We start from the raw sequence: 24,738 nt of genomic DNA, 5'->3' as shown, positions 1-24,738 counted from the left end.
CTTGGAGGCGGAGGTCGGAATCGAACCGGCGTACACGGCTTTGCAGGCCGCTGCATAACCACTCTGCCACCCCGCCTTAGGGAACTGGAGCGGGAGACGAGTCTCGAACTCGCGACCTCAACCTTGGCAAGGTTGCGCTCTACCAACTGAGCTACTCCCGCATACGACTTGCTTTACAACATGTCCGCCGGCGTATGCAAACCGTCGAACAACTTAACCTGGAGCGGGAGACGAGTCTCGAACTCGCGACCTCAACCTTGGCAAGGTTGCGCTCTACCAACTGAGCTACTCCCGCAGGGTCCTGCATACTACTGAAAAGCAGACAATCGCGCAACATCTTTTAACTACGCATTATCGTGCTTCGTTCCGACGCCAAAACCGTTTAATCTTGCTCGATTCGTTTGCGTCAGCAGCAGCGAGAACGAGATTATTGCAAAGACCGAACGGCCCCGTCAACAACTTTTTTAATCCGATTTACTTTTGCGTGCGTGCGCCACTCACAACACTGGCGCGCTCGCGAATCTGCGGCCATGCGAGCTTCATGTAGTAGAACATGGACCACAGCGTCAGCACCGCCGCCACGTAGATCATCCAGCCGCCGAGCACCGACGCATCGAAGCCGAACAGCGAGTCATGGAACAGCAGCAGCGGAATCGCGATCATCTGCACCATGGTCTTGAGCTTGCCCAGGAAATTCACGGCCACGCTGCGCGAGGCGCCAATCTGCGCCATCCACTCGCGCAGCGCGGAGATCGTGATCTCGCGGCCGATGATGACCAGCGCGATCAGGTCGGCCACGCGGCCCAGTGCCAGCAGCGACAGCAGGGCCGCGGTGACCATGAGCTTGTCCGCCACGGGGTCGAGAAACGCGCCGAAGGCCGACGTCTGGTTCCAGCGCCGGGCCAGGAACCCATCGAGCCAGTCCGTCACGGCGGCGACGATAAAGAACGTGGCTGCGGTGACGTTCTTCATCGGCATCGGCATCCATGCCTCGGGCAGGTAATAAACGCCCACCACGAGGGGAATCATGGCCACGCGAAGCCAGGTCAGCAGAATGGGAATGTTCAGTGGCATGGAGCGGAGGGCGACGGAGGCTGGGCCGGGTCGATCAATGGAATGCCGCGATTGTCGCCGATTTCCGCCACCGCATGCCAATTCGTGACTTCCGGTCCCTCAATGCAGCTGGCGATAGATCTCCTCGGCCAGCGCGCGCGAGATACCCTCGACGCTCGCGAGTTCGTCGATGCTCGCCGCCATGACGCCGCGCAGGCCGCCGAATCGCGTCAGCAGTTTTTGACGCCGGCGCGCGCCGATGCCTTCGATCTCCTCCAGCCGCGACGTGGTGCGCGCCTTCGCGCGCTTGGCGCGCATGCCCGTGATCGCGAAGCGGTGCGCCTCGTCGCGGATCTGCGCCACGAGCATCAGCGCCGCGCTGCCCTGCCCGAGTTCGAGCGAGGGCCTGCCGTCCGCGAAGATCAGCGTCTCGAGCCCGACCTTGCGGCCTTCGCCCTTGGCCACGCCCACGAGCAGGCCGATATCGAGCCCGAGTTCCTCGAACACCTGCCGCGCCACCTCCACCTGCCCCTTGCCGCCATCGATCAGCACGATGCGCGGCATCTTCGAGCGCTCTTCCGCCACGGCCGTGCCAGGCTCCGCGCCGGCGTCTTCCTGCATCTGCTCGACGAGCTTCTGGTAGCGGCGCGTCAGCACCTGCCGCATCGCCGCGTAATCGTCGCCGGGCGTGATGTCGTTGATGTTGTAGCGCCGGTACTCGCCGTTCTGCATCGCGTGGTGATGGAACACGACGCACGACGCCTGCGTGGCCTCGCCCGCGGTATGGCTGATGTCGAAGCACTCGATGCGCAGGGTGGCAAGGTCCTCCAGATCGAGGGCGATGGTCTCGGCCAGCGCGCGCGTGCGCGCCTGCTGGCTGCCCTGCTCCGCCAGCCGCCGCGACAGGGCAAGCGCGGCGCCCTGCTGCGCCATCTCGAGCCACACGCGCCGCTGGCCCTGCGGCTGGCGCACGAGCGCGACCTTGCGGCCCGCCTGCATCGAGAGCGCCTCCACCACCGCGCCATCGGCGGGCATATGGCTGACCACGATGATCGGCGGCGCGCCCTGGTCGAGGTAATGCTGGATCATGAACGCCGACAGCACGCGCGCGGCGACCCGATCCACTGCGCGATCCATCGATAAGTCCGCCCCGGCCTCCACGGCCTCCACGGCCTCCGCTTCCTCGCCGTCCTCGACGATGACCGCCGCCTCGTCGGCATGCGCCGGGAAATAGGCCTTGTCGCCTAAATGCCGCCCGCCGCGCACCATCGCGAGGTTGACGCACGCGCGCCCCCCCTCGACGGCCACCGCGAGGATATCGATATCGCGCGCCTGCCCCACTTCCTCCACGGCCTGCCGCTTGAGCACCGTCGACAGCGCGCCGATCTGGTCGCGCACGGCCGCGGCCTGTTCGAACTCCAGCTGCATCGCATGCGATTCCATCTTGGCCTGCAGCGCGGCCAGCACCTCGTTCTCGTGGCCCTGGAGAAAGCGCGCGGCATTGCCGACGTCGCGCGCGTAGTCCTCTTCGGTAATCGCGTTCACGCACGGCGCCGTGCAGCGATGGATCTGATGCAGCAGGCAGGGACGCGTGCGGTTGTTGAAGACGGTGTCCTCGCACGTGCGCAGCTGGAACACCTTCTGCAGGATCTGCATGCTCTCGCGCACCGCATACGCGCTCGGGAACGGCCCGAAGTACTGGTGCTTGCGGTCCGTCGCGCCGCGGTAGTACGCCATGCGCGGAAACTTGTGCGAGGTCAGCTTGAGCAGCGGATAGGACTTGTCGTCGCGGAACAGGATGTTGTACCGCGGCGCGAGCGCCTTGATCAGGTTGTTCTCGAGCAGCAGCGCCTCGGCCTCGGTGCGCACCACCGTGGTCTCGATGCGGGCGATCTTGCTCACCATCAGCGCGATGCGCGGCGACAGCTGCGTCTTGTTGAAATAGCTGGAGACGCGCTTCTTCAGGTCGCGCGCCTTGCCCACGTACAGCACGTTGCCGGCCGCGTCGAAATAGCGGTAGACACCGGGCAGGCCGGGCAGGCGCGCGATGATCGGCCGCGCGTCGAACACGGCCTCCCCGACCGGCTCTACCGGCTCGGCCGGATCGGCCTGCTCGGCGGCGTCCGCGTCGGTCAGCGCATCGGCAATCTTGGGTTCTGCGGGCGTGGCGGGATCCTGCTCGGGCATCGGATTCGAATGGAGGTAAGGCTGGGGATAAGGCTGGGGACGTTCTAGAATCGCAAGTTTAGAGCATTCCTTTGCCGGCCTCCCGCATGACTATCCGCTCCTGGGACATCTTCTGCACCGTCGTCGACAACTTCGGCGATATCGGCGTCTGCTGGCGCCTCGCGCGCCAGCTTGCACAGGAGCACGGCCACGCGGTCCGCCTCTGGGTCGATGACCTGCACAGCTTTGCGCGCCTGGCGCCCGAAATCGATCCCACCGCCCCCACGCAACGCCTGTCGGGCGTGGAAGTCCGGCCATGGCAACAGGGGACCGATGCCCCCTTCCCGACCGAAGACGGTTTCCTGCCGCACGACGTCGTGGTCGAGGCCTTCGCCTGCGATCTGCCGTATGCGCTGCTGCAGCGCATGGCCGCCGCGCCGCGCAAACCTGTATGGATCAACCTCGAGTACCTGAGCGCGGAGTCCTGGGTCGCCGAGCACCATCGCATGGCATCGCCGCATCCGCGCCTGCCGCTCGTCAAGCATTTCTTCTTTCCGGGCTTTGCGCACGATACCGGCGGCCTGCTGCGCGAGTCGATGCTCGGCGCGCAGCGCGACGCGTTCCTGTCGAGCCCGGCCGCGCTGGCCGCGCTCTGGCATCGGCTCGGCTTCCAGCCCGTCGCCGGGGCGCTGCGGGTGAGCCTGTTCGCCTACGAGAATCCGATGCTCCCCACCCTGCTCGCGCACTGGCGCGACGGCGCGGAACCGGTGCAGTGCCTCGTCCCGCAGGGACTCGCCGCACAGCAGGCCGCGCAGGTGCTCGGCACGGCGGCCACGCCGGGCACCCGTCATGCGCAGGGCAACCTGACGCTCAACGTGGTGCCGTTCGTGCGGCAGGAACTGTTCGACGAACTGCTCTGGGCCTGCGACGTCAACTTCGTGCGCGGCGAAGACTCGCTGGTGCGGGGGCTATGGGCGGCGCGGCCGCTTGCGTGGCATATCTATCCGCAGGACGAGCATGCGCACCGCGTCAAGCTCGACGCCTGGCTGGCGCGCTTCGCACGCGCCGGCGTGGCCCCGGAGACCGCCGCGGCCATGACCGGCCTGTGCCACGCGTGGAACGCCTACGACGACTACGCCGATCCGGCACGGCAAGTGGCCGCATGGGAGGCGTTTCGCGCACAATTGCCGGCCCTCGCCAAGGGCATGGACCGCTGGCAGCGGCAGCTTCAGCACTTGGGCGATCTGGCCGCCAACCTGGTGTCGTTTTGCGAAATTCAGGTAGAATAGCCGGTTGATTTCCGTGGCGAGTCAGTGAGCAGCCACAGCGTCGCCCGCCTTACACGATACTCCGGGGACGCAACCACCCCCCGGACAGATTTTTTCAGGAAACGGATCAAATGAAGATCGCACAGGAACTCCGCGTCGGCAACGTGTTCATGATTGGCTCGGACCCGATGGTCGTGCAGAAGGCCGAATACAACAAGTCGGGCCGTAACGCCGCCGTCGTGAAGATGAAGTACAAGAACCTGCTGACGGATGCCCCGGGCGAGTCGGTGTTCAAGGCCGACGACAAGTTCGAAGTGGTCGTGCTCGAGCGCCGCGAGTGCACCTACTCGTACTTCGCCGATCCGATGTACGTGTTCATGGACACCGACTACAACCAGTACGAAGTCGAGAAGGACAGCATGGGCGACTCGCTGAACTACCTCGAAGACGGCATGAACGTCGAAGTGGTGTTCTACAACGACAAGGCCATCTCGGTGGAAATGCCGACGACCCTCGTGCGCGAGATCGTCTACACCGAACCCGCCGTCAAGGGCGACACCTCGTCGGGCAAGGTGCTCAAGGGTGCCAAGATCAACACCGGCTTCGAACTGCAAGTGCCGCTGTTCTGCAACATCGGCGACAAGATCGAAATCGACACGCGCACCGGCGAATACCGCAGCCGCGCGAACTGATCTCGCACGCTCGATAAAAAAAGGCAGCCTCGGCTGCCTTTTTTTATTGTTGTCCCCGCCCGGTCATGCGATCAGGTCATGGCTCTTGAGCAGCGCCAGCGCCGCGCGGTACTCGGGCTCCTGCTGCAGGCGATTCCACTCGAGCGGTTTCCTGCGGCCGAACAGCTTGCGGATACGGCGCTGCGACGCCTTGCCGATGCGCACGTCCAGCTCCGCGAGCAGCTGGTCCGCGCGATCGGGATGATTGCAGATCAGCACCATGTCGCAGCCGGCATCGATCGCCGCGCGCGCGGCCTGCGTGACGGTGCCCGCAACGCTGGCGCCTTCCATGCTGAGGTCGTCGCTGAAGATCACGCCTTCGAAACCGAGCTGCGAGCGCAGGATGTCCTGCAGCCAGAAGCGCGAGAAGCCCGCCGGATTCGGATCGACCCTGGGATAGATCACGTGCGCGGGCATCACCGATGCCAGCGCCTGCCCCATCCAGTCGTAGGGACGTGCATCGCGTTCGAGGATCTCGTCGAGCGAACGCTCGTCCACCGGCACCGCCACGTGCGAGTCCGCCGCGACGAAACCATGCCCCGGAAAATGCTTGCCGCAGTTGCTCATGCCCGCGAGCAGCAGGCCATGCGTCAGGTGATTCGCCAGCATCGTCACCACGCGCGGATCCGCATGGAACGCGCGATCGCCGATCACGCCGCTACTGCCGTAATCGAGGTCGAGCACGGGCGTGAAGCTCAGGTCGATATCGCAGGCGCGCAGCTCGGCTGCCAGCACGTAGCCGCACGCGATCGTGGCCTTGGTGGCCGCCAGCACGTCCTGATCCCACAGCGCGCCAAGCTTTGCCATCGCGGGCAGATGCGTGAAGCCGTCGGTCTTGCAACGCTGCACGCGGCCGCCTTCGTGGTCGATGCAGATCAGCACGTCCTGCCGCACCTCGCGGATGGCGCGCGTGAGCGCCACGAGTTGCGCGCGCGACTCGAAGTTGCGCGCGAACAGGATCACGCCACCCGTCAACGGATGTGCGATACGGCGGATATCCTCGTCATCGAGCTGCTTGCCGACGACGTCGAGCACTACCGGGCCCGGCCGCTTGCCGGAGGTCTTCTTGTTCATAGTGTCTGATTGGATTCGTTGGAGGGCACGCCACGCTCGGCGATCGCGAAGGCGACCGCATACGCGTGTTCGTCGCTGACACTGACCCGAATGGTCAGCCCGCGTTCCCGAACCCACTCGGCCAGCTCGCCCGAGCAGACCGGCGTGGGCTCGCCCGACGGCAGGTTCACCAGTTCCATCGCGCGCCACGTCATGGGCCAGCGCATGCCGAGGCCGATGGCCTTGGAAAACGCCTCCTTGGCCGCGAAGCGCGTGCACAGGAACGCGAGCCCGCGCTTTTCCGAGCGTGCCTTGCGTGCGTGATAGATCTTGAGTTCGCGTGGGCCGAGGATCTTCTCGGCAAAGCGTCCGCGCGTGCGCTCCATCACGCCGCGCACGCGGTCGATCTCGATGATGTCGGTGCCGATGCCGGAGATCACGCGGACTTTCCGGCGAACGTCGAAACCGACGGATAGCGCGTACCGAGGCGCGCGGCGACCATGATGGCCTTCATCTCGCGCACCGCGTTCTGCCAGCCCGCGAACACCGCGTGGGCGACGATTGCATGGCCGATATTGAGTTCCTTGATGCCCGGCAGCGCCGCGATCGGCTGCACGTTCGTGTAATGCAGGCCATGACCGGCATTGACGATCAGGCCGTGGTTCTCGCCGGCGACCACGCCCGCCGCCACACGCTCGAGTTCCGCGGCCTGCTCCGCCGCATCGTGCGCATCGGCATAGCGGCCGGTGTGCAGTTCGATGACGGGCGCGCCGACGGCCTTCGACGCCGCGATCTGTTCGGGATCCGGATCGATGAACAGCGACACGCGGATGCCCGCCGCCGCAAGCTGGCGGCATGCGGCTTCCACCTGCGCGTAGTGCCCCACCACGTCGAGACCGCCCTCGGTCGTGACCTCCGTGCGCTTCTCGGGCACGAGGCAGACGTCCTGGGGCTGGATCTCGCATGCGATATCGAGCATCTCGGCGGTAATCGCGCATTCCAGGTTCATGCGCGTGGCGAGCTTCGGGCGCAGCGCGCGCACGTCGGCATCGCGGATATGGCGACGGTCCTCGCGCAGGTGCAGCGTGATCAGATCCGCGCCAGCCTCCTCGGCCTGCAGCGCGGCCTGGATCGGATCGGGATAGACCGTACCGCGCGCGTTGCGCAGCGTGGCCACGTGGTCGATGTTGACGCCGAGGTCGATGACGCCGGGATTCGCGTGGAAAATCATGCTGTCTTCATTAGAGGAATTGCAGGTCGATCAGGATCTGCCGCGTTTTCAGCGGCACGCCCTGCAAATGATAATGCAGCAGGAACCGCATCAGGCCACGGCTCTGCGCGACGGTCTGCGCGCGCCCGTAATCGTCCTGTGCCATATCGAGCAGGGTCTGCCCCGACACCACCGGCCAGCTGGACGGATCGCTCGCCTGCGCGCGGCGCACACCGCGTTCGGGCTGGTACACATAGTCGAGGCCGGGCTGCACGCGTTCGTCCGTGCCCGCGCAGCGGTCGAACGCCACGGCAAACCCGGTCTCCTGCAGCAGCACGCGCTCGAAACTCCGCAGCACGAGCCCCGCGGCCTCGCCATGGGCCAGCCGCGTGAGCGTGATCATGTAATGCTTGAACAGCGCGGGATGGGCATCCTCGCGCGGGCAGAACCGCAGCAGCAGCTCATTGAGGTAGAAGCCGGAGAGCAGCGCATCGCCCGCCATCGGCAGCATGCCCCCGACGTACTCGGCCTTCGTCAGCGTCTTGACTTCGCCGCGGCCGCTCCAGGACAGCGAGATCGGATGAAAATGCTGAAGCACGGCGCGCAGCGCGGAGTGCGGACGCTTGGCGCCCTTGGCGACCATCGCCATGCGGCCATGATCACGCGTGAAGACATCGAGGATCAGGCTCGTTTCGCGGTACGGATAGGCATGGAGCACGAAGCCCGTCTCGTTCGTGACGCGAGCCTCGCTGCGCGCGGGCACGATGCGCATCGCGCGGTCCATCATCTCGCGCCCGAGCGCGACGGAAGCGCTCATGGACGGCACCGCCTGCGTGGCAAGCAGCTCGGCGGCCTCCTCGGCAATGGGATCGGCGCGGCGCACGTTGCCGGCGCCGCGGCGCGCTTCAGCCATGCCCCTTACTCGTATCCGTAGGCACGCAGTCCCGCTTCGTTGTCGGCCCAGCCGCTCTTGACCTTGATCCACATCTCCAGGTAGACCTTGCCGTCGAACAGCTTCTCCATGTCGAGGCGCGCCTCGGTCGAGATCTGCTTGAGCTTGCTGCCCTTGTTGCCGATGATCATCGCCTTGTGCGCGTCGCGCTCGACGAGGATCGTCGCGAACACGCGCCGCAGGCGGCCTTCGGTCTCGAACTTGTCGATGATCACCGTGCTCGTGTACGGCAGCTCGTCGCCGGTCCAGCGGAACACCTTCTCGCGGATGATTTCCGACGCGAGGAAACGCTCGCTGCGATCGGTCATCGCGTCCGCGTCGTACATCGGCTCGCCTTCCGGCAGGTACGGACGGATGATCGCCATCAGTCGATCGATATGGTCGCGCGTCTTGGCCGACATCGGCACCACTTCCCGGAACGGGAACTGGTGTCCCATCTTTTCCAGGAACGGCATCATGACCTCGGCGCGGTTCTCGCCGAGCCGGTCGAGCTTGTTGGTCACGAGCAGCACCGGCGTATTCTTCGGCAGCAGCGCGAGCACCTTCTCGTCGTCGGGGCCGTAATACCCGGCCTCGACCACGAACAGCACGAGGTCGACCGACGACAGCGTGGACGTGACCGCGCGGTTCAGCGAACGATTGAGCGCGCTGGCATGGCGCGTCTGGAAGCCCGGCGTATCGACGAACACGAACTGCGCGTCGTCGGTGGTCTGGATGCCGACGAGGCGGTGGCGCGTGGTCTGCGCCTTGCGGGACGTGATGCTGATCTTCTGGCCGACCAGCGCGTTCATCAGCGTGGACTTGCCGACGTTGGGACGGCCAACGATGGCCACCGTGCCGCAGCGGAACGCCGGGGCATCGGGGTTGCCCGCCGCTTCTTGCGACGGAGGCTGTAATTCGGTCATTCCTTCAACCTGAGAGACAACTGGGGATCGGGTGGCACAGGTTGCTTGCGTGTCTTGCCCGTGCGCTCGGCGCGGCTGCGCTTGAGCAGCTGCGGCACGAGCTTCTGTACTTCGTCGAGTGCAAGCTTCGCTGCCGCCTGTTCGGCCGCGCGCCGCGAGGCGCCCGTGCCGAACACGCTGACTTCCAGTTTAGGCACCGTGCATTCGACTTCAAACTGCTGGCTGTGCGCGGCGCCATGGGTGGCGACGACGTTGTACTGCGGCAGCGCGATTTTGTGCCCCTGCAGATACTCCTGCAGCAGGGTCTTGGCGTCCTTGCCCAGCGTGCGCGGATCCACCTGCTCGAGAATCGGGATATACAGCTTGCGGATCAATCCGCGCGCCGCATCGAAGCCCGAGTCGAGGAACACCGCGCCGACGATGGCCTCCAGCGCGTCCGCCAGGATCGACGGACGGCGGAAGCCGCCGCTCTTGAGCTCGCCCTCGCCCAGCCGCAGCGTGTCGGACAACTGCAGCATCTGGGCGATCTCGTACAGCGCCTGCTGCTTTACGAGGTTGGCGCGCACACGCGACAGGTCACCTTCGTCGAGCTTGCCGAACATGCCGTAGAGCATGTCCGCCACGGCGCAGTTGAGCACCGAATCGCCCAGGAATTCGAGGCGTTCGTTGTGCTGGGCGCTGTGGCTGCGGTGCGTCAGCGCTTGTTGCAGCAATTCGGGCTTGCTGAATCGGTAGCCGAGCCGTTGCTGCAATGCGTCGAGGTTCATGTCAGTGCTGCGTTCCCGAATAGGTAATCAATAGACTCACGGCGCCGTAGACGGGAATCTCGGTCCGGTACGAAAAATCGATCGCGCGCACGCGACCGCCTTCATCTTCCTGCACGTCCAGATCCTCACCCTTGATCGAGGAAATCTGGTCGATCTGCGCCTGCTTGTCGAAGTACGTCGCCACTTCCTTGCGGTTCGCGGCGTGGTCCTTCGCAAACGTCACCGCGCGCCGCACCGAGAAATATTCGAGCACACTCGGTATCGACTTCACTGCGGGCAAGATCACGCAGATCAGTATGACGATGACGATGAGTAACGACCCCATCGAAAAACCTCGCGACCGATGCGACTTATACATCACATCACGAAGCTGTTGTTTCCTGTTGATGCTGACCCATTGACCCATATGCGCTTCTCTCTTCTATGTGAGTGTTTGCGCGGCGCGAAAAGAACGCCTGTTCCCTGCTATTTGAACGTTCCCACGCGTCCGAAATTGCCCAGATTCATCCAGATCACGAATGCCTTTCCCACCACATTCTGATCCGGTACGAATCCCCAGTACCGCGAATCGAGGCTGTTGTCCCGGTTGTCACCCATGACGAAGTAATGACCCTCGGGCACCTTGCACGTCAGCCCCTGCTGATTGTAAGTGCAGTTCTCGTGGAACGGAAAATCCGGGTCGGCGCCGGCCACGAACGCGGGCCGGTCGGCGTCGTTGAGGATACCGTGCGACGGACCGCCGGGCAGCGTCTCGGTGAAATGCTTCGAATACGTGAGGCGCTCTTCGTCGAGGTAGTCGGGCAGCGGCTGGTACTCGGCCGGCTTGCCGTTGATCGTGAGCTTCTTGTTCTCGTACCGGACCACATCGCCGGGCACGCCGATCACGCGCTTGATGTAGTCGAGCGATTCGTCCTTCGGGTAACGGAACACCATCACGTCGCCGCGCTGCGGCTCGCCCACGTTCATGACCTTCTTGTTGATCACCGGCAGGCGAATGCCGTAGTCGTACTTGTTCACGAGGATGAAATCGCCGATCAGCAGCGTCGGGATCATCGAGCCCGACGGAATCTTGAACGGCTCCACCACGAAGGAGCGCAGCACGAACACCGCGAGGATGACCGGGAAGAAACTCGCCGAATATTCGAGCCACCAGGGCTGGCGCATCTTTTCTTCGGCCAGCCGGGCGCGCGAGGTATCGAGCTCGGCGCCACCATGCGTCGTGGCAAGCTGGCTGCGGTTCGCGTCGAACTCGGCCAGCGCCAGCTGCGCCACACTGCGGCGCTGGCGCTCGAAGACGAGCTTGTCCGCGACCCAGGCAATGCCCGTAATGACCACCAGCACAAAAAGGATCAAGGCGAAATTCATGACGGCGTTTTGATTGTCGGTTTCTTTGTGTTCTTACTTGTCGTCAACCTGCAGGATCGCGAGGAACGCCTCCTGCGGAATCTCGACCGTGCCCACCTGCTTCATGCGCTTCTTGCCCGCCTTCTGCTTTTCCAGCAGCTTCTTCTTCCGCGAGATATCGCCGCCGTAGCACTTGGCCAGCACGTTCTTGCGCAGCGCCTTGACGTTCTCGCGCGCGATGATGTTCGCGCCGATGGCCGCCTGGATGGCCACGTCGTACATCTGGCGCGGGATGATCTCGCGCATCTTCGCGGCGACTTCACGGCCGCGGTACTGCGAGTTCGAACGGTGCACGATCACGGACAGCGCATCCACCTTGTCGCTGTTGATCAGGATGTCCACCTTGACCACGTCCGACGGGCGGTACTCCTTGAACTCGTAGTCCATCGACGCATAGCCGCGCGACACCGACTTCAGGCGATCGAAGAAGTCGAGCACGATCTCGGCCATCGGGATCTCGTACGTGAGCTGCACCTGTTTGCCGTGGTAGCTCATGTTGATCTGCGAGCCACGCTTCTGCGTGCACAGCGTGATCACCGAACCCACGTAGTCCTGCGGCATGTAGAGGTTGACCGTGACGATCGGCTCGAGGATCGCCTCGATCTTGCTCGGGTCGGGCATCTTGGCCGGGTTCTCGACGGTGACCATCGAGCCGTCACGCAGCTGCACCTGATAGACCACGGTCGGCGCGGTCGTGATCAGGTCCATGTCGAATTCGCGCTCCAGACGCTCCTGCACGATTTCCATGTGCAGCAGGCCGAGGAAGCCGCAGCGGAAACCGAAGCCCAGCGCCTGCGAGACTTCCGGCTCGAACTGCAGCGCGGCATCGTTGAGGCGCAGCTTCTCGAGCGACTCGCGCAGGGCTTCGTACTGGTTCGATTCCACCGGATAGAGGCCCGCGAACACCTGCGGCTTGACCTCCTTGAAACCCGGCAGCGGCGCGTCGGCCTTGCGCGTGGTGGTGGTGATCGTGTCGCCCACCTTCGCGGACTTCAGCTCCTTGATACCGGCGATGACGAAGCCGACCTGACCCGCCGACAGCGAATCGCGCGGGATCGACTTCGGCGAGAACACACCGACCTGTTCGGTCAGGTGCTGCGCGCCCGTTGCCATCAGCAGGATCTTGTCCTTGGGACGCAGCGTGCCGTTGACCACGCGCACGAGCATCACCACGCCCACGTAGTTGTCGAACCACGAGTCGATGATCAGCGCCTGCAGCGGCGCGCTCGGATCGCCCTCGGGCGGCGGCACCTTGGCGATCAGCGCCTCGATGACGTCTTCCACGCCCTGGCCGGTCTTGGCCGAGCACGGCGTTGCGTCCTGCGCATCGATACCGATCACGTCCTCGATCTCCTGGATCGCGGTCGCGGGATCGGCCTGCGGCAGATCGATCTTGTTGAGCACGGGCACCACTTCCACGCCGAGTTCGATCGCGGTGTAGCAGTTGGCCACGGTCTGGGCTTCCACGCCCTGCGACGCGTCGACGACCAGCAGCGCGCCTTCGCACGCGGACAGCGAACGGCTGACTTCGTAGCTGAAGTCGACGTGTCCCGGGGTGTCGATGAGGTTCAGGTTGTACAGCTTGCCATCGCGCGCCTTGTAGCTCAGCGCGGCGGTCTGGGCCTTGATCGTGATGCCGCGCTCTTTCTCGATGTCCATCGAGTCCAGAACCTGCGCTTCCATCTCGCGATCGGAAAGGCCCCCACAAAGCTGAATGATCCGGTCGGCCAGGGTCGATTTCCCATGGTCGATGTGGGCGATGATCGAGAAATTACGGATATGGTCCATCTACAAGTTCTGGGAAGCGTGGCGCGGCCGGGTCGGTCTGTCTGGCCGGATGCGGGGCGGCGCGCATGTGCGGGTGTTTCGCAATCCGCGCGCCAAACCGAGATTTTACAGGAATTTCAAAGGGTTCCGTGACTTCAAATGGTCCGGCCCCACCGGGCCGGGTGGCCCGCACAACACTCGGTGCGCACCAAGAAAAAACGCCGCGCTTCTCGCGCGACGTTGGCTGGCCACGTTGTGCCACATTGTCCGGCTTCCCCCGCCATCGCCCTGCATCCTGAGCAAGGCGAGGGCCGGGGCGCCCGCTTCAGCGGGCCTGCCCGTTCGGGCGCAGCGTCAGCACCTGCGTGGCGTCGCCGCGGCGCACGAAGATCGCCACGATGCGGCTCTTGTCGAGCGCCTTGACCAGATCGTTGAACTGGCGCGCGCCCGTAACGTCCGTGTCGCCGAGGCGCAGGATGATGTCGCCCGGACGAATCCCGGCCCGCAACGCCGGACCGTCTGCCGTATCGACTTCGACGCCCGACTTGACCTTGAGCTCCTTGAGGCGCGTTTCGGCGAGGTCATTTACCACCAGTCCGAGCGCATTGGGCTTCGGTGCCTGCTGGGCGCCCTCGTCGCCGCCCTTCTTGTCGCCGCCGCGCGAGCGCGCCACCTTGGCGTTGTCGGGTTCCAGTTCGGCAACCGTGATCGACACGTCGCGCGTCTGGCCCTTGCGCCAGAACTGCAGCGGCACGCGCGTGCCCGGCTTGGTGTCGCCCACCATGCGCGGCAGATCCGAGGCCTTCTCGATATCGCGGCCGTTGAACTTCAGGATGATGTCACCCGCCTCGATACCCGCCTTTTCCGCGGGGCCGCCCGGCTCGACGCTGCCGACCAGCGCGCCCCGCGCGCGGCCCAGCCCCAGCGAATCGGCCACTTCCTTCGTCACGTCGCCGATCGCCACCGCGATCCGGCCGCGCGTGACCTTGCCCGACGTCTTGAGCTGCTCGACCACGCGCATCGCCTCGTCGATCGGAATCGCGAACGAAATGCCCATATAGCCGCCGCTGCGGCTGTAGATCTGCGAGTTGATGCCGATGACCTCGCCGCGCAGGTTGATCAGCGGACCGCCGGAATTGCCCGGGTTCACCGCCACGTCGGTCTGGATAAACGGCAGGTAGTCGCCGGTGTCGCGGCCCTTGGCCGAGACGATGCCCGCCGTCACGCTGTTGTCGAGCCCGAACGGCGAGCCGATGGCCAGCACCCACTCGCCCGGGCGGATCTTGTCCGAGTCCCCGAGCGTCAGGCGCGGCAGGCCCGTCGCCTCCAGCTTGATCAGCGCCACATCGGTCCGCTTGTCGGAGCCGATCAGCTTGGCCTTGAACTCGCGCTTGTCCGGCAGCGTCACGTAGATGGTTTCCGCATCGGCCACCACGTGGGCGTTCGTCATCACGTAGCCGTCCTGGCTGATGATGAAGCCGGACCCCACGCCACGGCTCTGCTCCTCGCCCTGCGGCGGCTGACCGCGGCGCGGCGTATTGCCGCCACCGCCCGGAGGCGTCGGCTGGCCCGGCATCGGCACGCCGAAGAACCGGCGGAAGAACTCGGCCATCTCGTCATCGTCGGGCGTGCCGTTGCCGCGCGCGCGCACGCGTTCGGTGGTACGGATATTCACGACGGCGGGGCTGGCCTTCTCCACCAGATCGGTAAAGTCCGGCAGGTTGTAGTTCGATGCCGCGGCTTGTGCGTGGCCGGACATGGAAACGGCCGGGCCAAGCACGAGCATGGCCACCATGACCATGGTTCGCACCACGGATGGAGATTTCATCATCATCGACGGCTCCCGGGATTGCAGCGAGAAAGGAATGCAGTGAGAAAGAAATGCAAGGAGCGTCCCATGGGACGCCCCGAACCGGCTCAGTGTACCGTCTTGGGCGGACGGTATTCGACGGCCGTTGCGAATTGCTTGACCGTGGCGGCCGGCACCTCGCCGACGACGGTGATCCAGTAATCGGACACGCGGCGCACGACCACCTGGGTCGCGCCGAGAGAGGCCACGCCTTCGCGGCGCGTACGCTGCTCCGACACCGGCTCGATAAAGATCGACAGACCGGTAAGGCCGTCGCTGTAGACGACCTGCAGCACCTCGAACACCTGACCCTTGTTCCCGTCCTTGCTGTCCTGGGCGGGCGCGCGTAGCTCGCCGAGCGGACGGCGCACTTCGCGAATCTTCTGGAAACCCTTGAGCGGCGGGTTGATGGTCCACCCCTCGTCGGCCAGGTTGGCCGGCTGGTAGTTGACCTCGTAGTGGTTCCAGGAACTGGAGTTCTTGATCGCCGAGAGAATGCGCTGCTTCTCCGACGGCACGCCGATATCGACCTGCGAGAACGCGACCTGCTCGAGCACCTTGCCGCCCTCGCCCAGCGTCTGCGCGCGCATCAGCAATCCGGAGTTCTTGTCCGCCCACAGGCGCACCGCATACCGCGCGCTGTCGTGCGGCTCCAGCGCGAACACCTCGCACTCGACGCCCGCCACGCGCTCCGCCGGCAGCTTGCGCATGTCGTACAGATCGAGCACGTCGGTCTTGTTCGTCGCGAGCAGCGCCGGGAAGCGGTCCTTTGCTTCCTGCTTCTCCACGACCACGAGCTTCGCTTCGGGAATCAGGCTGTGGACGACGTCGTTCTGACGCAGCACTTCACGCGGCTTGCCATCGAGCGTCTCGAGGCGTTCGTACTCGTTGTGCACGAGGTCGCTGTAGTGCTGGATGCGCGAGGCGTGCATCACGCTGCCACGCTGATAGATCAGCGTGCCAACGTAGTTTTCGCGTTGCGCCGCCCGATGGATCTTGTTGAGCCATGCGGTGGCGTCGCGGCGGTTCAGCGTGCTGTCCGGCTGCGCAGTCGCTGCGGCAGCGGTCAGACACAAGGCCAGAAAAAAGGACCTGCGCAGGCCCTTCATTCCGTATCCGCCTGCTACGTTGGCAGGCGTGTGTCCCTTATGCATGTCCGGCATTATTCCTGCGAATTATCCTGGGTGAAATTGGCGCCGTTGGCCACCGTGCGCATGGTGGGCACGACGGCATCGGTCGCCACCGACGTACGGTGCGCGCGCAGGTACTCGTCGAGGCGCGGGTCGCGGATCATCTGCGAACTGTCGGCCGCGACGGTCACCAGCGCACCGCTCGCGGCGGGCTTGGCGACGACGGACTGCACGGCGGCCGCCGGCTGTTCCGCGCGTGCCACCACGGCATCCGGCGCACCGATGTCGGCGGGGCCGCGCATCTGCGGCACGACGACCCAGCTCACCGCGGCCACGGCGGCCGCGATCGCGGTGCCCGGCATTACGCGGCGTACCCACGACGGGCGCACGAGCATGCGCTGGCGGCTCGCCGCGGCAACCGCGGGAACCAGCACGTGCGGCTCGGCTTCCAGCGTCGCGGAAAACCGGGCGAGGAACGCATCGGTCGAACCGGCATGCGTGAGTTCCTCGGACCGCAGGGCATCGCCAATCAGCTGATAGGTTGACCAGTCGGCCATGCCGGCCTCGCCCTTGGCGAGCGCCAGTACTGCATCGACTTCGTTCGGCGCCAGCTCGCCGTCCATCAATACGGAGATTTGCTCCGATGCTTCCACTACCTGAACCGCATGAACCGACTGCTTATGAGCCTGACCCATTTCCAACCCCAAGAAATTCCATTGAACACCGATAAATCCCGTACTACTGCTTGTCGTTTATCGATGCAGGAATAGGCTGCAACGCTGGCTGCACGACATTCTTCTTACCACCGCTTGCCCTCTGCCGTTCCCAGCAAGGGCCGCAATTTCTCGGCAATCGCTTCCCGCGCGCGGAAGATCCGCGAGCGCACCGTGCCGATGGGGCACCCCATCGCCTCGGAGATCTCCTCGTAACTGAGGCCCTCGATCTCGCGAAGGGTGATGGCGGTACGCAATTCCTCCGGCAGCGCCTCCATCGCCCGGTTGACCGTCTCGGCCACCTGCCGCGTATGGAGCATCGACTCCGGCGTATTGATATCCCTTAGTTGTTCACCGTCCGCAAAAGTTTCAGCCTCTTCGGCGTCAATATCGCTGGAGGCCTCCGGGCGCCGGCCCTGGGTCGCCAGATAGTTCTTGGCAGTATTGACCGCAATCCGGTACAGCCACGTGTAGAAAGCGGATTCGCCCCGGAATTGGGGCAAGGCGCGATATGCCTTGATAAAGGCATCCTGCGCCACATCCTCCACTTCGGCGGGGTCCCTGACGAGGCGCGAGATCAGGCGAATGATCTTGCGGTGGTACTTGGCCACCAGCAATTCAAATGCCCGTTTGTCGCCCTGCTGGACGCGTTCAACAAGAAGCTGATCGGCTTCGCGTTCGCTCACGAATGGTTCACCTGCAGTGTATCTCTTGGTTTCGTCGTCACGACAAGCGTTGTATTTTACCTACGTTCGCGAAACTGCCGTGTGTTGCGCAGCGCATTCTGTGACCATCACTGCGCAAGAAACGTTCCTTGCACGTGATGCGCGCGTCGCGCGGGGAAAGGGTTGCACGCGGCGCGCCCCTTCCGGGGGCGCCGGCGCGCAGGCGGGAGCGGTATCAGACGCGCTTGAAGACAAGCGTGCCGTTGGTGCCGCCAAAACCGAAGTTGTTCTTCACGGCAACATCGATCTTCATCTCGCGTGCCGTGTTGGCCACGTAGTCGAGATCGCACTCCGGATCCTGGTTGACCAGGTTGATCGTCGGCGGGGAGACCTGGTGATGAATCGCCAGGACCGTGAACACCGACTCGAGGCCGCCGGCACCGCCCAGCAGATGGCCCGTCATCGACTTGGTCGAATTCACGGCCAGCTTGTAGGCGGCATCGCCGAAGGCGAGCTTGACCGCATCGGACTCGTTCTTGTCGCCCAGCGGCGTGGACGTGCCGTGCGCGTTCAGGTAATGCACCTCGTCCGGGTTGACGCCGGCATCCTTGAGCGCGTTGACCATGCAGCGGCGCGGACCGTCCGTGTTCGGGGCGGTCATGTGGAACGCGTCGCCGCTCATGCCGAAGCCGGTCAGCTCCGCATAGATGCGTGCGCCGCGCGCCTTCGCGTGCTCGTACTCCTCGAGCATGAGCACGCCGGCACCCTCGCCCAGCACGAAGCCGTCGCGGTCCTTGTCCCACGGACGCGAGGCGCCCGCCGGATCGTCGTTGCGCGTCGACAGCGCGCGCGCCGCGGCAAAGCCGCCGATGCCCAGCGGGGAGACGGTCGACTCGGCACCGCCCGCGAGCATCGCGTCCGCATCGCCATACTGGATCAGGCGCGCGGCCAGGCCGATGCTGTGCAGGCCCGTCGTGCACGCCGTGACGGCCGCGATGTTCGGGCCCTTCACGCCGTGGATGATCGACAGGTGGCCCGAGATCATGTTGATGATCGAACCCGGTACGAAGAACGGCGAGATGCGACGCGGGCCGCGATTGGCCAGCACCATCTGCGTATCCTCGATCATCGGCAGGCCGCCGATGCCCGAGCCGACGAGCACGCCGATGCGCTCGGCGTTGGCTTCCGTCACCTCCAGGCCACTGTCGCGCAGCGCCTGGGTTCCTGCCGCAATGCCGAAATGGATAAACGTATCCATGTTCCGGGCTTCCTTCGCGGGGATGTAATCCTCGGCGTTGAAGCCCTTCACTTCACCGGCGAAATGGCAGGCGAATGCGGAAGGATCGAATTTGGTAATGGTGGCGATGCCGGACTTGCCGGCAACCAGATTGGCCCAGCCTTCGGCGACCGTGTTTCCAACCGGAGACACAAGGCCAAGCCCAGTGACGACGACGCGACGACGGCTCACTATCTTTTCCTACGAGGTGCGTGAAGCGAAACGGAATCTCGCTTCGTCGAACAGACGAAAGCCACAGAAAGCAGCTTGACGGACCGGACTGGCCGGCCGCCGTGCCTTCTGTGGCTCGAATGAATACCGAGACGGCAGCAGAGACGACAGGCTTAGGCCTTGACGTGTGCGGTAGCGTAATCGATCGCTTGTTGCACAGTCGTGATCTTCTCGGCTTCCTCGTCCGGAATCTCCATGCCGAATTCATCTTCCAACGCCATCACGAGTTCAACCGTGTCCAGCGAGTCGGCGCCGAGATCGTTCACGAACGACGATTCGTTCTTGATGTCTGCCTCGGCCACGCCAAGCTGTTCAGCCACGATTTTCTTGACGCGTTGTTCGATATTGTCCATGTAACCCTCCAGGGAAGTTCGACAAAAAGTGGGCGCATTTTAGCAGGTTTGGACCGCAAAAAATCCGCTTAGCGGTCTTTGCAAGAATCGCGCCCGTTTGGTTTGAAAAACGACTGCTACGGCCGGCTTCGTAAGGCTTCTCCCTCGAAGCCGGAAAAAGCCTTTCACATATACATGCCACCGTTCACGTGCAGCGTCGTGCCCGTGATGTAGGCCGCCTGCGGACCGGCCAGGAAAGCCACCGCGTTCGCGATGTCTTCCGGCTGACCCAGACGGCCGAGGGGGATCTGCGACTTCAGCGCGGCATGTTGTTCTTCCGACAGGACCTTGGTCATGTCGGTATCGATGAAGCCAGGCGCCACGCTGTTGACCGTGACGTTGCGGCTGCCGATCTCGCGCGCGAGCGCGCGGGACATGCCCTCCACGCCGGCCTTGGCCGCCGCGTAGTTCATCTGGCCCGGGTTGCCGGTCGAACCGACCACCGAGGTGATATTGATGATGCGGCCGCCGCGCGCCTTCATCATCGGGCGCAGCACGGCGCGCGACAGGCGGAAGACGGCCGTCAGGTTCGTGTCGATGACATTGAGCCAGTCCTCGTCCTTCATGCGCATGGCCAGCTGGTCCTGCGTAATGCCGGCATTGTTCACCAGCACGTTCAGGCCGCCATGCGTCTTCACGATTTCCTCGACGAGGGCGTCGCAGCGTGCGGCGTCGTTGACGTTGAGCACGGCGCCGTTGCCCTTGAGGCCTTCGGCCGCGAGGTATTCACCGATCGTCGCGGCGCCGGCTTCGCTGGTCGCGGTGCCGATGACGTAGGCGCCCTGACGCGCGAGTTCGATCGCGATGGCACGGCCGATGCCGCGCGATGCGCCGGTGACCAGTGCAACCTGATTGTCGAGAAGCTTGCTCATCTTGCGTTGTTGCGTAGTTGCGTTCAGTTGCGGCGGCTTACTTCAGCAGCGCCAGTGTGTCCTGCAGCGATGCCGGATCGAAGATCGCGCCACCGACGAGGTTGCCGTCGATGCGCTTGGTCATGCCGGCAAGTACCTTGCCCGGACCGCATTCGATCACGTGGGTCACGCCCTCTGCGGCGATCTTCTGCACGCACTCGACCCAGCGCACCGGTGCGGCGGCCTGGCGCACGAGCGCATCCTTGATCTGCTCCGGGTCGCTGACGATGGCCACATCGACGTTGTTCACGAGCGGGATCTGCGGCGCGGCGAACGTCAGCGTCGCCATGCGTTCCTTGAGGCGGTCCGAAGCGGGCTTCAGCAGCGACGAGTGGAACGGCGCGGACACCGGCAGCGGCAGCGCGCGCTTGGCGCCCTTCGCCTTGGCGATCTCGCACGCGCGCTCGACCGCGCCCTTGTGGCCCGCGATCACGACCTGCGACGGCGCGTTGAAGTTGACGGCCTCGACCACGCCCGCCGATGCGGCTTCGGCGCAGGCCGCGCGCACGTCGTCATCCGAGAGGCCAAGAATCGCGGCCATGCCGCCCTCGCCCACCGGCACGGCTTCCTGCATCGCCTGCGCGCGGAAGCGCACGAGCGGCACGGCGTCGGCGAACGGGATCACGCCCGCGGCCACCAGCGCCGAGTATTCACCGAGGCTGTGACCGGCCACCAGCGCCGGACGCGGACCGCCCGCATCGAGCCATGCACGGTACACGGCCACCGCGGCGGTCAGCATGACCGGCTGCGTATTCGTGGTGAGGTTCAGTTCTTCCGCCGGACCTTCGGCGATCAGGCGGCCGATGTCCTGGCCGAGCGCCGCGGATGCTTCCTCGAGCGTCGCGCGCACGACCGCATTGTCGGCGAAGGCATTGAGCATGCCCACTGCCTGCGAGCCCTGGCCCGGAAATACGAATGCGAATGTCATGGGTGATTCTTTCCTGGATCTTTACTGGATCTTTGCTGGATTCGATCGGGATCTGCTTACATGCGCAGCAGCACCGCACCCCACGTGAAACCACCGCCCACACCTTCCATCAGCACGGTCTGTCCCGGCTTGATGCGGCCGTCGCGCACCGCGACGTCGAACGCCAGCGGAATCGACGCGGCCGAAGTATTACCGTGCTCGTGCACCGTGGCAACCATGCGCTCGTTCGACAGGCCCAGCTTTTTCGTGGTGCCCTGCATGATGCGGATATTGGCCTGGTGCGGCACGACCCAGTCGATCTGCTCCGGCTGCATCTCCGCGAGCGCGATCGCTTCCCGCGCCACCTTGTCGAGCACGGTCACGGCCAGCTTGAACACGGCCTGGCCATCCATATGCAGGAAGGCGTTGCCCGTGATGTTGCCGCCGGAGACATTGCCGGGCACGCAGAGAATATCCACATGGCTGCCGTCCGAATGCATCGCCGACGACAGGATGCCCGGCTCGTCGGAGGCCGTCAGCACCACGGCGCCCGCGCCATCGCCGAACAGCACGCACGTCGTACGGTCGTTGAAGTCGAGCAGGCGCGAGAATACCTCGGTGCCGATGACAAGCACATTGCGGTGCGAACCGCTGCGAATGAACTTGTCCGCCGTGGCCAGCGCGTACACGAAGCCGGAACACACGGCCTGCATGTCGAAGGCCGCGCAGTTGTTCGTGATGCCGAGCTTGTTCTGCACGAGGCAGGCAGTGCTCGGGAACACGAAGTCGGGCGTGGACGTGGCCACCACGATCAGGTCGATGTCCTGGCGGTCGATGCCCGCGGCTTCGATCGCGCGCTCGGCGGCCTTGACCGCGAGGTCGCTGCTGCCGACATCGGGCTCCGCCCAGTGACGCGCCGAGATGCCACTGCGCGTGAGGATCCATTCGTCGCTGGTCTCGATGCCCTTTTCCGCGAGCTGGGCGGCGAGTTCCTGATTGGTGACGCGCCGCGGAGGCAGATAGCTCCCCGTACCGATGATTTTTGCGTACTTGGTCATGTAGTGTCGGATCGTGTGGTCCGGGCCGCGGCTCGCTGCCACAAACGCCGCGCGCCCGGCGCCCTCTCGGACGCCGTGTCAGGCCGCATGCTTGCTGGAATGAGGATCGGGCGAATTTGTCTCCGGGCCGCCGGCGGGGTCGCCAGCAGCGGCGCTGGTGGCGCCGGCCTTGTTGGCGAAAGCCCTGGCGATGCGTTCGATGACGCCGTTACTGGCGGCATCATACCCGCGTTTGATCGCCCATTCAAAAGAGCGGGCGTCGGCCGAACCATGGCTCTTGATCACGAGGCCGCGCAGGCCGAGCAGCGACGCGCCGTTATGGCGGGCCGGGTCGAGCCGGTTGGCCAGGCGCTTGAGCACCGGCATCGCGATCGCGGCCAGCAGCTTGGTGAACCAGGAGCGGGTGAACTCGTCCTTGATCATGCTGCCGATCATCTTCGCCAGCCCTTCGCTGCTCTTGAGCGCGACATTGCCGACAAAGCCGTCGCAGACGACGATATCGGTGGTGCCCTTGAAGATGTCGTTGCCTTCGACGTTGCCGTAGAAGTTGAGCTCGGACGCGCGGAGCAGTTCGCCCGCGGCCTTGACCACTTCATTGCCCTTGATGACTTCCTCGCCGATATTGAGGAGGCCGACCGTGGGATGCGCCTTGTGATCGACGACGGCAACCATTGCCTCGGCCATGCGCGCGAACTGGAGCAGATGCTCCGGTTCGCAATCGGCATTGGCGCCAAGGTCGAGCACGGTGGTTCCCCAGCCCTGCTCGTTCGGAATCGTGGTGGCGATGGCGGGACGCTCGATGCCTTCGAGCGTCTTGAGCACGTATCGCGAGACCGCCATCAGCGCGCCGGTGTTGCCGGCGGAGATGCAGGCGCCCGCACGGCCTTCCTTGACCTGCGTCACTGCGACGCGCATCGAGGAGTCCTTTTTCTTGCGGAGCGCCACTTCCACCGGGTCATCCATCGTGATGACCTCGGTGGCGGCCACGACGGTCACGCGCGGGTGATCGAGCGCATGCAGCTTCTTCAGCTGCGCTTCGATGGCGTCGGGCAGGCCGACCAGCACCATCTCGGCATCGTCGTGACGGGATAGAAAACTGATCGCTGCGGGCACGGTCACGGACACGCCGTGATCGCCGCCCATGCAGTCGATGGCGAGCTTGATCGTCATTGTTTCCTGGTACGGAAAACGCGCTGCCGGCCCGAAGGCCGAGCGCCCAACAAAAAAGCGGCAACGAGCTTGCCGCTTTCCTGTTTCATACCTGACAACGTTCGCGAGCGAGACGCAAGGTCACGCCGAACGACTTGGTCAGTCGTTCTTGGTCTTGATGACCTTGCGACCACGGTAGTAGCCGTTCGGGCTCACGTGGTGACGCAGATGCGCTTCGCCGGTGGTCGGCTCGACAGCCAGGGGCGCAGCCGACAGATGGTCGTGCGAACGGTGCATGCCGCGCTTGGACGGCGACTTCTTGTTCTGTTGAACAGCCATGATGACTCCTTCGAGAATTTTGCGATATTAACACACGCACCCTGCACAAGGCGTAGCCGGGGCCCGGCCGGATGCTTCAACTTACTACCCTCTGACTGACGGCGCCGATGCTTTCATCAGTGCTTCGTCGTCTTCAGGCCAGCCAGCGCCGCAAAGGGCGATGGCCGCTTTTCCTCTTCGGGCGGCGCCTCGGGCTCCACCTCTCCATCCACACCGGTCACGAGCGACTCGTGCACGGTCGGACAGACTTCATGCTTTGGCGCCACCGGCAACGCCAGCAGAACCTCGTCCTCGATCAGTTCCAGCACCGAGAACCGGCGCGAACCGACGATCACATCCACGTCTTCGTCCTCGTCGGGCACGGCATCGGCCTCTTCGTCGCTGGCCATCACCTCGAACCGCATATCGGTGTCGATGGGCTCCGCGAATGCCGCCAGGCAGCGCTGGCAGTCCTGCCATACACGCCCTGCCGTCGTCACGTCGAGATACAGCCGCTGGACCGCTGGCGTTCCGGGTTCCGCCGCGTCTTCCTGGACAAAGCCCCGGATGGTATAGCGGAACGTCTCGTCGGGTGCCGTCGCTGGCGCGTCTTCGGCCGTCTCGGCTAAGATGCGCGGCAAATCGCGCACCGCGATTTCGCCTTCCGCGCTGCCGCCCTTGCGGCAAAACGCGAAAATGTCGGTCTCGCGCAAATCGAATTCAACGACATTCGCCACGTTAGCGACGTTTGCACCAGTCGGCGGGGTGGGCGGGGTCGATGGAGTCATGTTGATCTCCTGCGATACGCGAGCAGCTAAACGCGCGATTATACGACGCTTTCGTCCGCACAGCAAAGTTTACCG

25 protein-coding genes and 3 tRNA genes are annotated in these 24,738 nt (G+C 64.6%); 2 read left to right on the top strand and 26 right to left on the bottom strand.

The features are described from left to right. Nucleotides 1–2: 2 nt before the first annotated feature. The 5 genes from AAHB16_RS22045 to uvrC all read right to left on the bottom strand — a co-directional run bounded on the left by AAHB16_RS22045 (nucleotide 3) and on the right by uvrC (nucleotide 3,240). A tRNA-Cys gene (locus tag AAHB16_RS22045) sits at nucleotides 3–76 on the bottom strand. A 9-nt stretch (nucleotides 77–85) separates the two neighbouring features. Continuing rightward, nucleotides 86–161: transfer RNA gene (locus AAHB16_RS22040), tRNA-Gly, on the bottom strand. Between the two features lie 58 nt (nucleotides 162–219). Continuing rightward, nucleotides 220–295, bottom strand: a tRNA-Gly gene (locus tag AAHB16_RS22035). Between the two features lie 179 nt (nucleotides 296–474). Further along, nucleotides 475–1,074, bottom strand: a complete 600-nt coding sequence (pgsA, locus tag AAHB16_RS22030; protein WP_150371166.1) for a CDP-diacylglycerol--glycerol-3-phosphate 3-phosphatidyltransferase — start codon at nucleotides 1,072–1,074, stop codon at nucleotides 475–477. Nucleotides 1,075–1,173: 99 nt separating this feature from the next. Beyond that, complete coding sequence (gene uvrC / locus AAHB16_RS22025) at nucleotides 1,174–3,240, bottom strand: excinuclease ABC subunit UvrC (RefSeq protein ID WP_342051962.1); 2,067 nt, start codon at nucleotides 3,238–3,240, stop codon at nucleotides 1,174–1,176. Between the two features lie 86 nt (nucleotides 3,241–3,326). Between uvrC and earP the strand changes: the two genes are divergently transcribed. After that, a complete protein-coding gene (gene earP / locus AAHB16_RS22020) occupies nucleotides 3,327–4,508 on the top strand; it encodes an elongation factor P maturation arginine rhamnosyltransferase EarP (RefSeq protein ID WP_342051961.1) in 1,182 nt (393 codons plus the stop codon). Between the two features lie 110 nt (nucleotides 4,509–4,618). Then, nucleotides 4,619–5,179: an elongation factor P gene (gene efp, locus AAHB16_RS22015; RefSeq protein WP_150371163.1), complete on the top strand. Its 561-nt coding sequence runs from the start codon at nucleotides 4,619–4,621 to the stop codon at nucleotides 5,177–5,179. 63 nt (nucleotides 5,180–5,242) lie between these two features. Here efp and nagZ read toward each other — a convergent pair whose 3' ends face one another. The 21 genes from nagZ to AAHB16_RS21910 all read right to left on the bottom strand — a co-directional run bounded on the left by nagZ (nucleotide 5,243) and on the right by AAHB16_RS21910 (nucleotide 24,663). Beyond that, the gene (gene nagZ, locus AAHB16_RS22010) at nucleotides 5,243–6,292 is read right to left on the bottom strand and encodes a beta-N-acetylhexosaminidase (protein ID WP_150371162.1); all 1,050 of its coding nucleotides are present in this window, start codon (nucleotides 6,290–6,292) and stop codon (nucleotides 5,243–5,245) included. Next, complete coding sequence (acpS, locus tag AAHB16_RS22005; RefSeq protein WP_150371161.1) at nucleotides 6,289–6,711, bottom strand: holo-ACP synthase; 423 nt, start codon at nucleotides 6,709–6,711, stop codon at nucleotides 6,289–6,291. The genes nagZ and acpS overlap by 4 nt, the downstream gene beginning before the upstream one ends. Further along, the gene (gene pdxJ / locus AAHB16_RS22000) at nucleotides 6,708–7,502 is read right to left on the bottom strand and encodes a pyridoxine 5'-phosphate synthase (RefSeq protein WP_150371160.1); all 795 of its coding nucleotides are present in this window, start codon (nucleotides 7,500–7,502) and stop codon (nucleotides 6,708–6,710) included. Before pdxJ ends, acpS begins: the two co-directional genes overlap by 4 nt. 10 nt (nucleotides 7,503–7,512) lie before the next feature. Continuing rightward, nucleotides 7,513–8,394 carry a DNA repair protein RecO gene (recO, locus tag AAHB16_RS21995; protein ID WP_150371159.1) on the bottom strand — a complete coding sequence of 294 codons (882 nt, stop codon included), beginning with the start codon at nucleotides 8,392–8,394 and terminating at the stop codon, nucleotides 7,513–7,515. Nucleotides 8,395–8,399: 5 nt separating this feature from the next. Continuing rightward, nucleotides 8,400–9,338, bottom strand: a complete 939-nt coding sequence (gene era, locus AAHB16_RS21990; protein ID WP_150371158.1) for a GTPase Era — start codon at nucleotides 9,336–9,338, stop codon at nucleotides 8,400–8,402. After that, a complete protein-coding gene (gene rnc / locus AAHB16_RS21985) occupies nucleotides 9,335–10,105 on the bottom strand; it encodes a ribonuclease III (protein WP_109580567.1) in 771 nt (256 codons plus the stop codon). Before rnc ends, era begins: the two co-directional genes overlap by 4 nt. Nucleotide 10,106: 1 nt before the next feature. Then, on the bottom strand, nucleotides 10,107–10,430 hold the full coding sequence (locus tag AAHB16_RS21980) for a DUF4845 domain-containing protein (protein ID WP_150373717.1): 324 nt from the start codon (nucleotides 10,428–10,430) through the stop codon (nucleotides 10,107–10,109). A 140-nt stretch (nucleotides 10,431–10,570) separates the two neighbouring features. After that, a complete protein-coding gene (lepB, locus tag AAHB16_RS21975; protein WP_342051960.1) occupies nucleotides 10,571–11,470 on the bottom strand; it encodes a signal peptidase I in 900 nt (299 codons plus the stop codon). A gap of 33 nt (nucleotides 11,471–11,503) precedes the next feature. Continuing rightward, complete coding sequence (gene lepA, locus AAHB16_RS21970) at nucleotides 11,504–13,297, bottom strand: translation elongation factor 4 (RefSeq protein WP_150371156.1); 1,794 nt, start codon at nucleotides 13,295–13,297, stop codon at nucleotides 11,504–11,506. A 304-nt stretch (nucleotides 13,298–13,601) separates the two neighbouring features. Continuing rightward, on the bottom strand, nucleotides 13,602–15,071 hold the full coding sequence (locus AAHB16_RS21965) for a DegQ family serine endoprotease (RefSeq protein ID WP_446718122.1): 1,470 nt from the start codon (nucleotides 15,069–15,071) through the stop codon (nucleotides 13,602–13,604). Between the two features lie 122 nt (nucleotides 15,072–15,193). After that, nucleotides 15,194–16,279 carry a MucB/RseB C-terminal domain-containing protein gene (locus tag AAHB16_RS21960; RefSeq protein ID WP_150371154.1) on the bottom strand — a complete coding sequence of 362 codons (1,086 nt, stop codon included), beginning with the start codon at nucleotides 16,277–16,279 and terminating at the stop codon, nucleotides 15,194–15,196. A gap of 8 nt (nucleotides 16,280–16,287) precedes the next feature. Next, entirely contained in the window at nucleotides 16,288–16,950 is a 663-nt protein-coding gene (locus tag AAHB16_RS21955) for a sigma-E factor negative regulatory protein (protein ID WP_342051958.1), read from the bottom strand. Nucleotides 16,951–17,054: 104 nt separating this feature from the next. Next, nucleotides 17,055–17,654, bottom strand: a complete 600-nt coding sequence (gene rpoE, locus AAHB16_RS21950; RefSeq protein ID WP_109580561.1) for an RNA polymerase sigma factor RpoE — start codon at nucleotides 17,652–17,654, stop codon at nucleotides 17,055–17,057. A 214-nt stretch (nucleotides 17,655–17,868) separates the two neighbouring features. Further along, nucleotides 17,869–19,101 (bottom strand): beta-ketoacyl-ACP synthase II, encoded by a 1,233-nt coding sequence (fabF, locus tag AAHB16_RS21945; protein ID WP_150371152.1) that lies wholly within the window; start codon nucleotides 19,099–19,101, stop codon nucleotides 17,869–17,871. A gap of 152 nt (nucleotides 19,102–19,253) precedes the next feature. Next, on the bottom strand, nucleotides 19,254–19,493 hold the full coding sequence (gene acpP / locus AAHB16_RS21940; RefSeq protein ID WP_008644813.1) for an acyl carrier protein: 240 nt from the start codon (nucleotides 19,491–19,493) through the stop codon (nucleotides 19,254–19,256). A gap of 164 nt (nucleotides 19,494–19,657) precedes the next feature. Next, on the bottom strand, nucleotides 19,658–20,404 hold the full coding sequence (fabG, locus tag AAHB16_RS21935; RefSeq protein WP_150371151.1) for a 3-oxoacyl-ACP reductase FabG: 747 nt from the start codon (nucleotides 20,402–20,404) through the stop codon (nucleotides 19,658–19,660). Nucleotides 20,405–20,441: 37 nt separating this feature from the next. Continuing rightward, nucleotides 20,442–21,371 (bottom strand): ACP S-malonyltransferase, encoded by a 930-nt coding sequence (gene fabD / locus AAHB16_RS21930; RefSeq protein WP_150371150.1) that lies wholly within the window; start codon nucleotides 21,369–21,371, stop codon nucleotides 20,442–20,444. A 56-nt stretch (nucleotides 21,372–21,427) separates the two neighbouring features. Next, nucleotides 21,428–22,408 (bottom strand): beta-ketoacyl-ACP synthase III, encoded by a 981-nt coding sequence (locus AAHB16_RS21925; RefSeq protein ID WP_150371149.1) that lies wholly within the window; start codon nucleotides 22,406–22,408, stop codon nucleotides 21,428–21,430. 78 nt (nucleotides 22,409–22,486) lie between these two features. After that, nucleotides 22,487–23,578: a phosphate acyltransferase PlsX gene (plsX, locus tag AAHB16_RS21920; protein ID WP_342051957.1), complete on the bottom strand. Its 1,092-nt coding sequence runs from the start codon at nucleotides 23,576–23,578 to the stop codon at nucleotides 22,487–22,489. 138 nt (nucleotides 23,579–23,716) lie between these two features. Next, nucleotides 23,717–23,896: a 50S ribosomal protein L32 gene (gene rpmF / locus AAHB16_RS21915; protein WP_017229329.1), complete on the bottom strand. Its 180-nt coding sequence runs from the start codon at nucleotides 23,894–23,896 to the stop codon at nucleotides 23,717–23,719. A gap of 116 nt (nucleotides 23,897–24,012) precedes the next feature. Further along, a complete protein-coding gene (locus AAHB16_RS21910) occupies nucleotides 24,013–24,663 on the bottom strand; it encodes a DUF177 domain-containing protein (protein ID WP_342051956.1) in 651 nt (216 codons plus the stop codon). Between the last annotated feature and the right edge of the window lie 75 nt (nucleotides 24,664–24,738).

Origin of the sequence: Cupriavidus sp. OTU4054 (assembly GCF_038440175.1) — a bacterium.
Taxonomy (GTDB): Bacteria; Pseudomonadota; Gammaproteobacteria; order Burkholderiales; family Burkholderiaceae; genus Cupriavidus; species Cupriavidus pauculus_D.
This window is presented reverse-complemented; position numbering and strand designations above follow the sequence as displayed.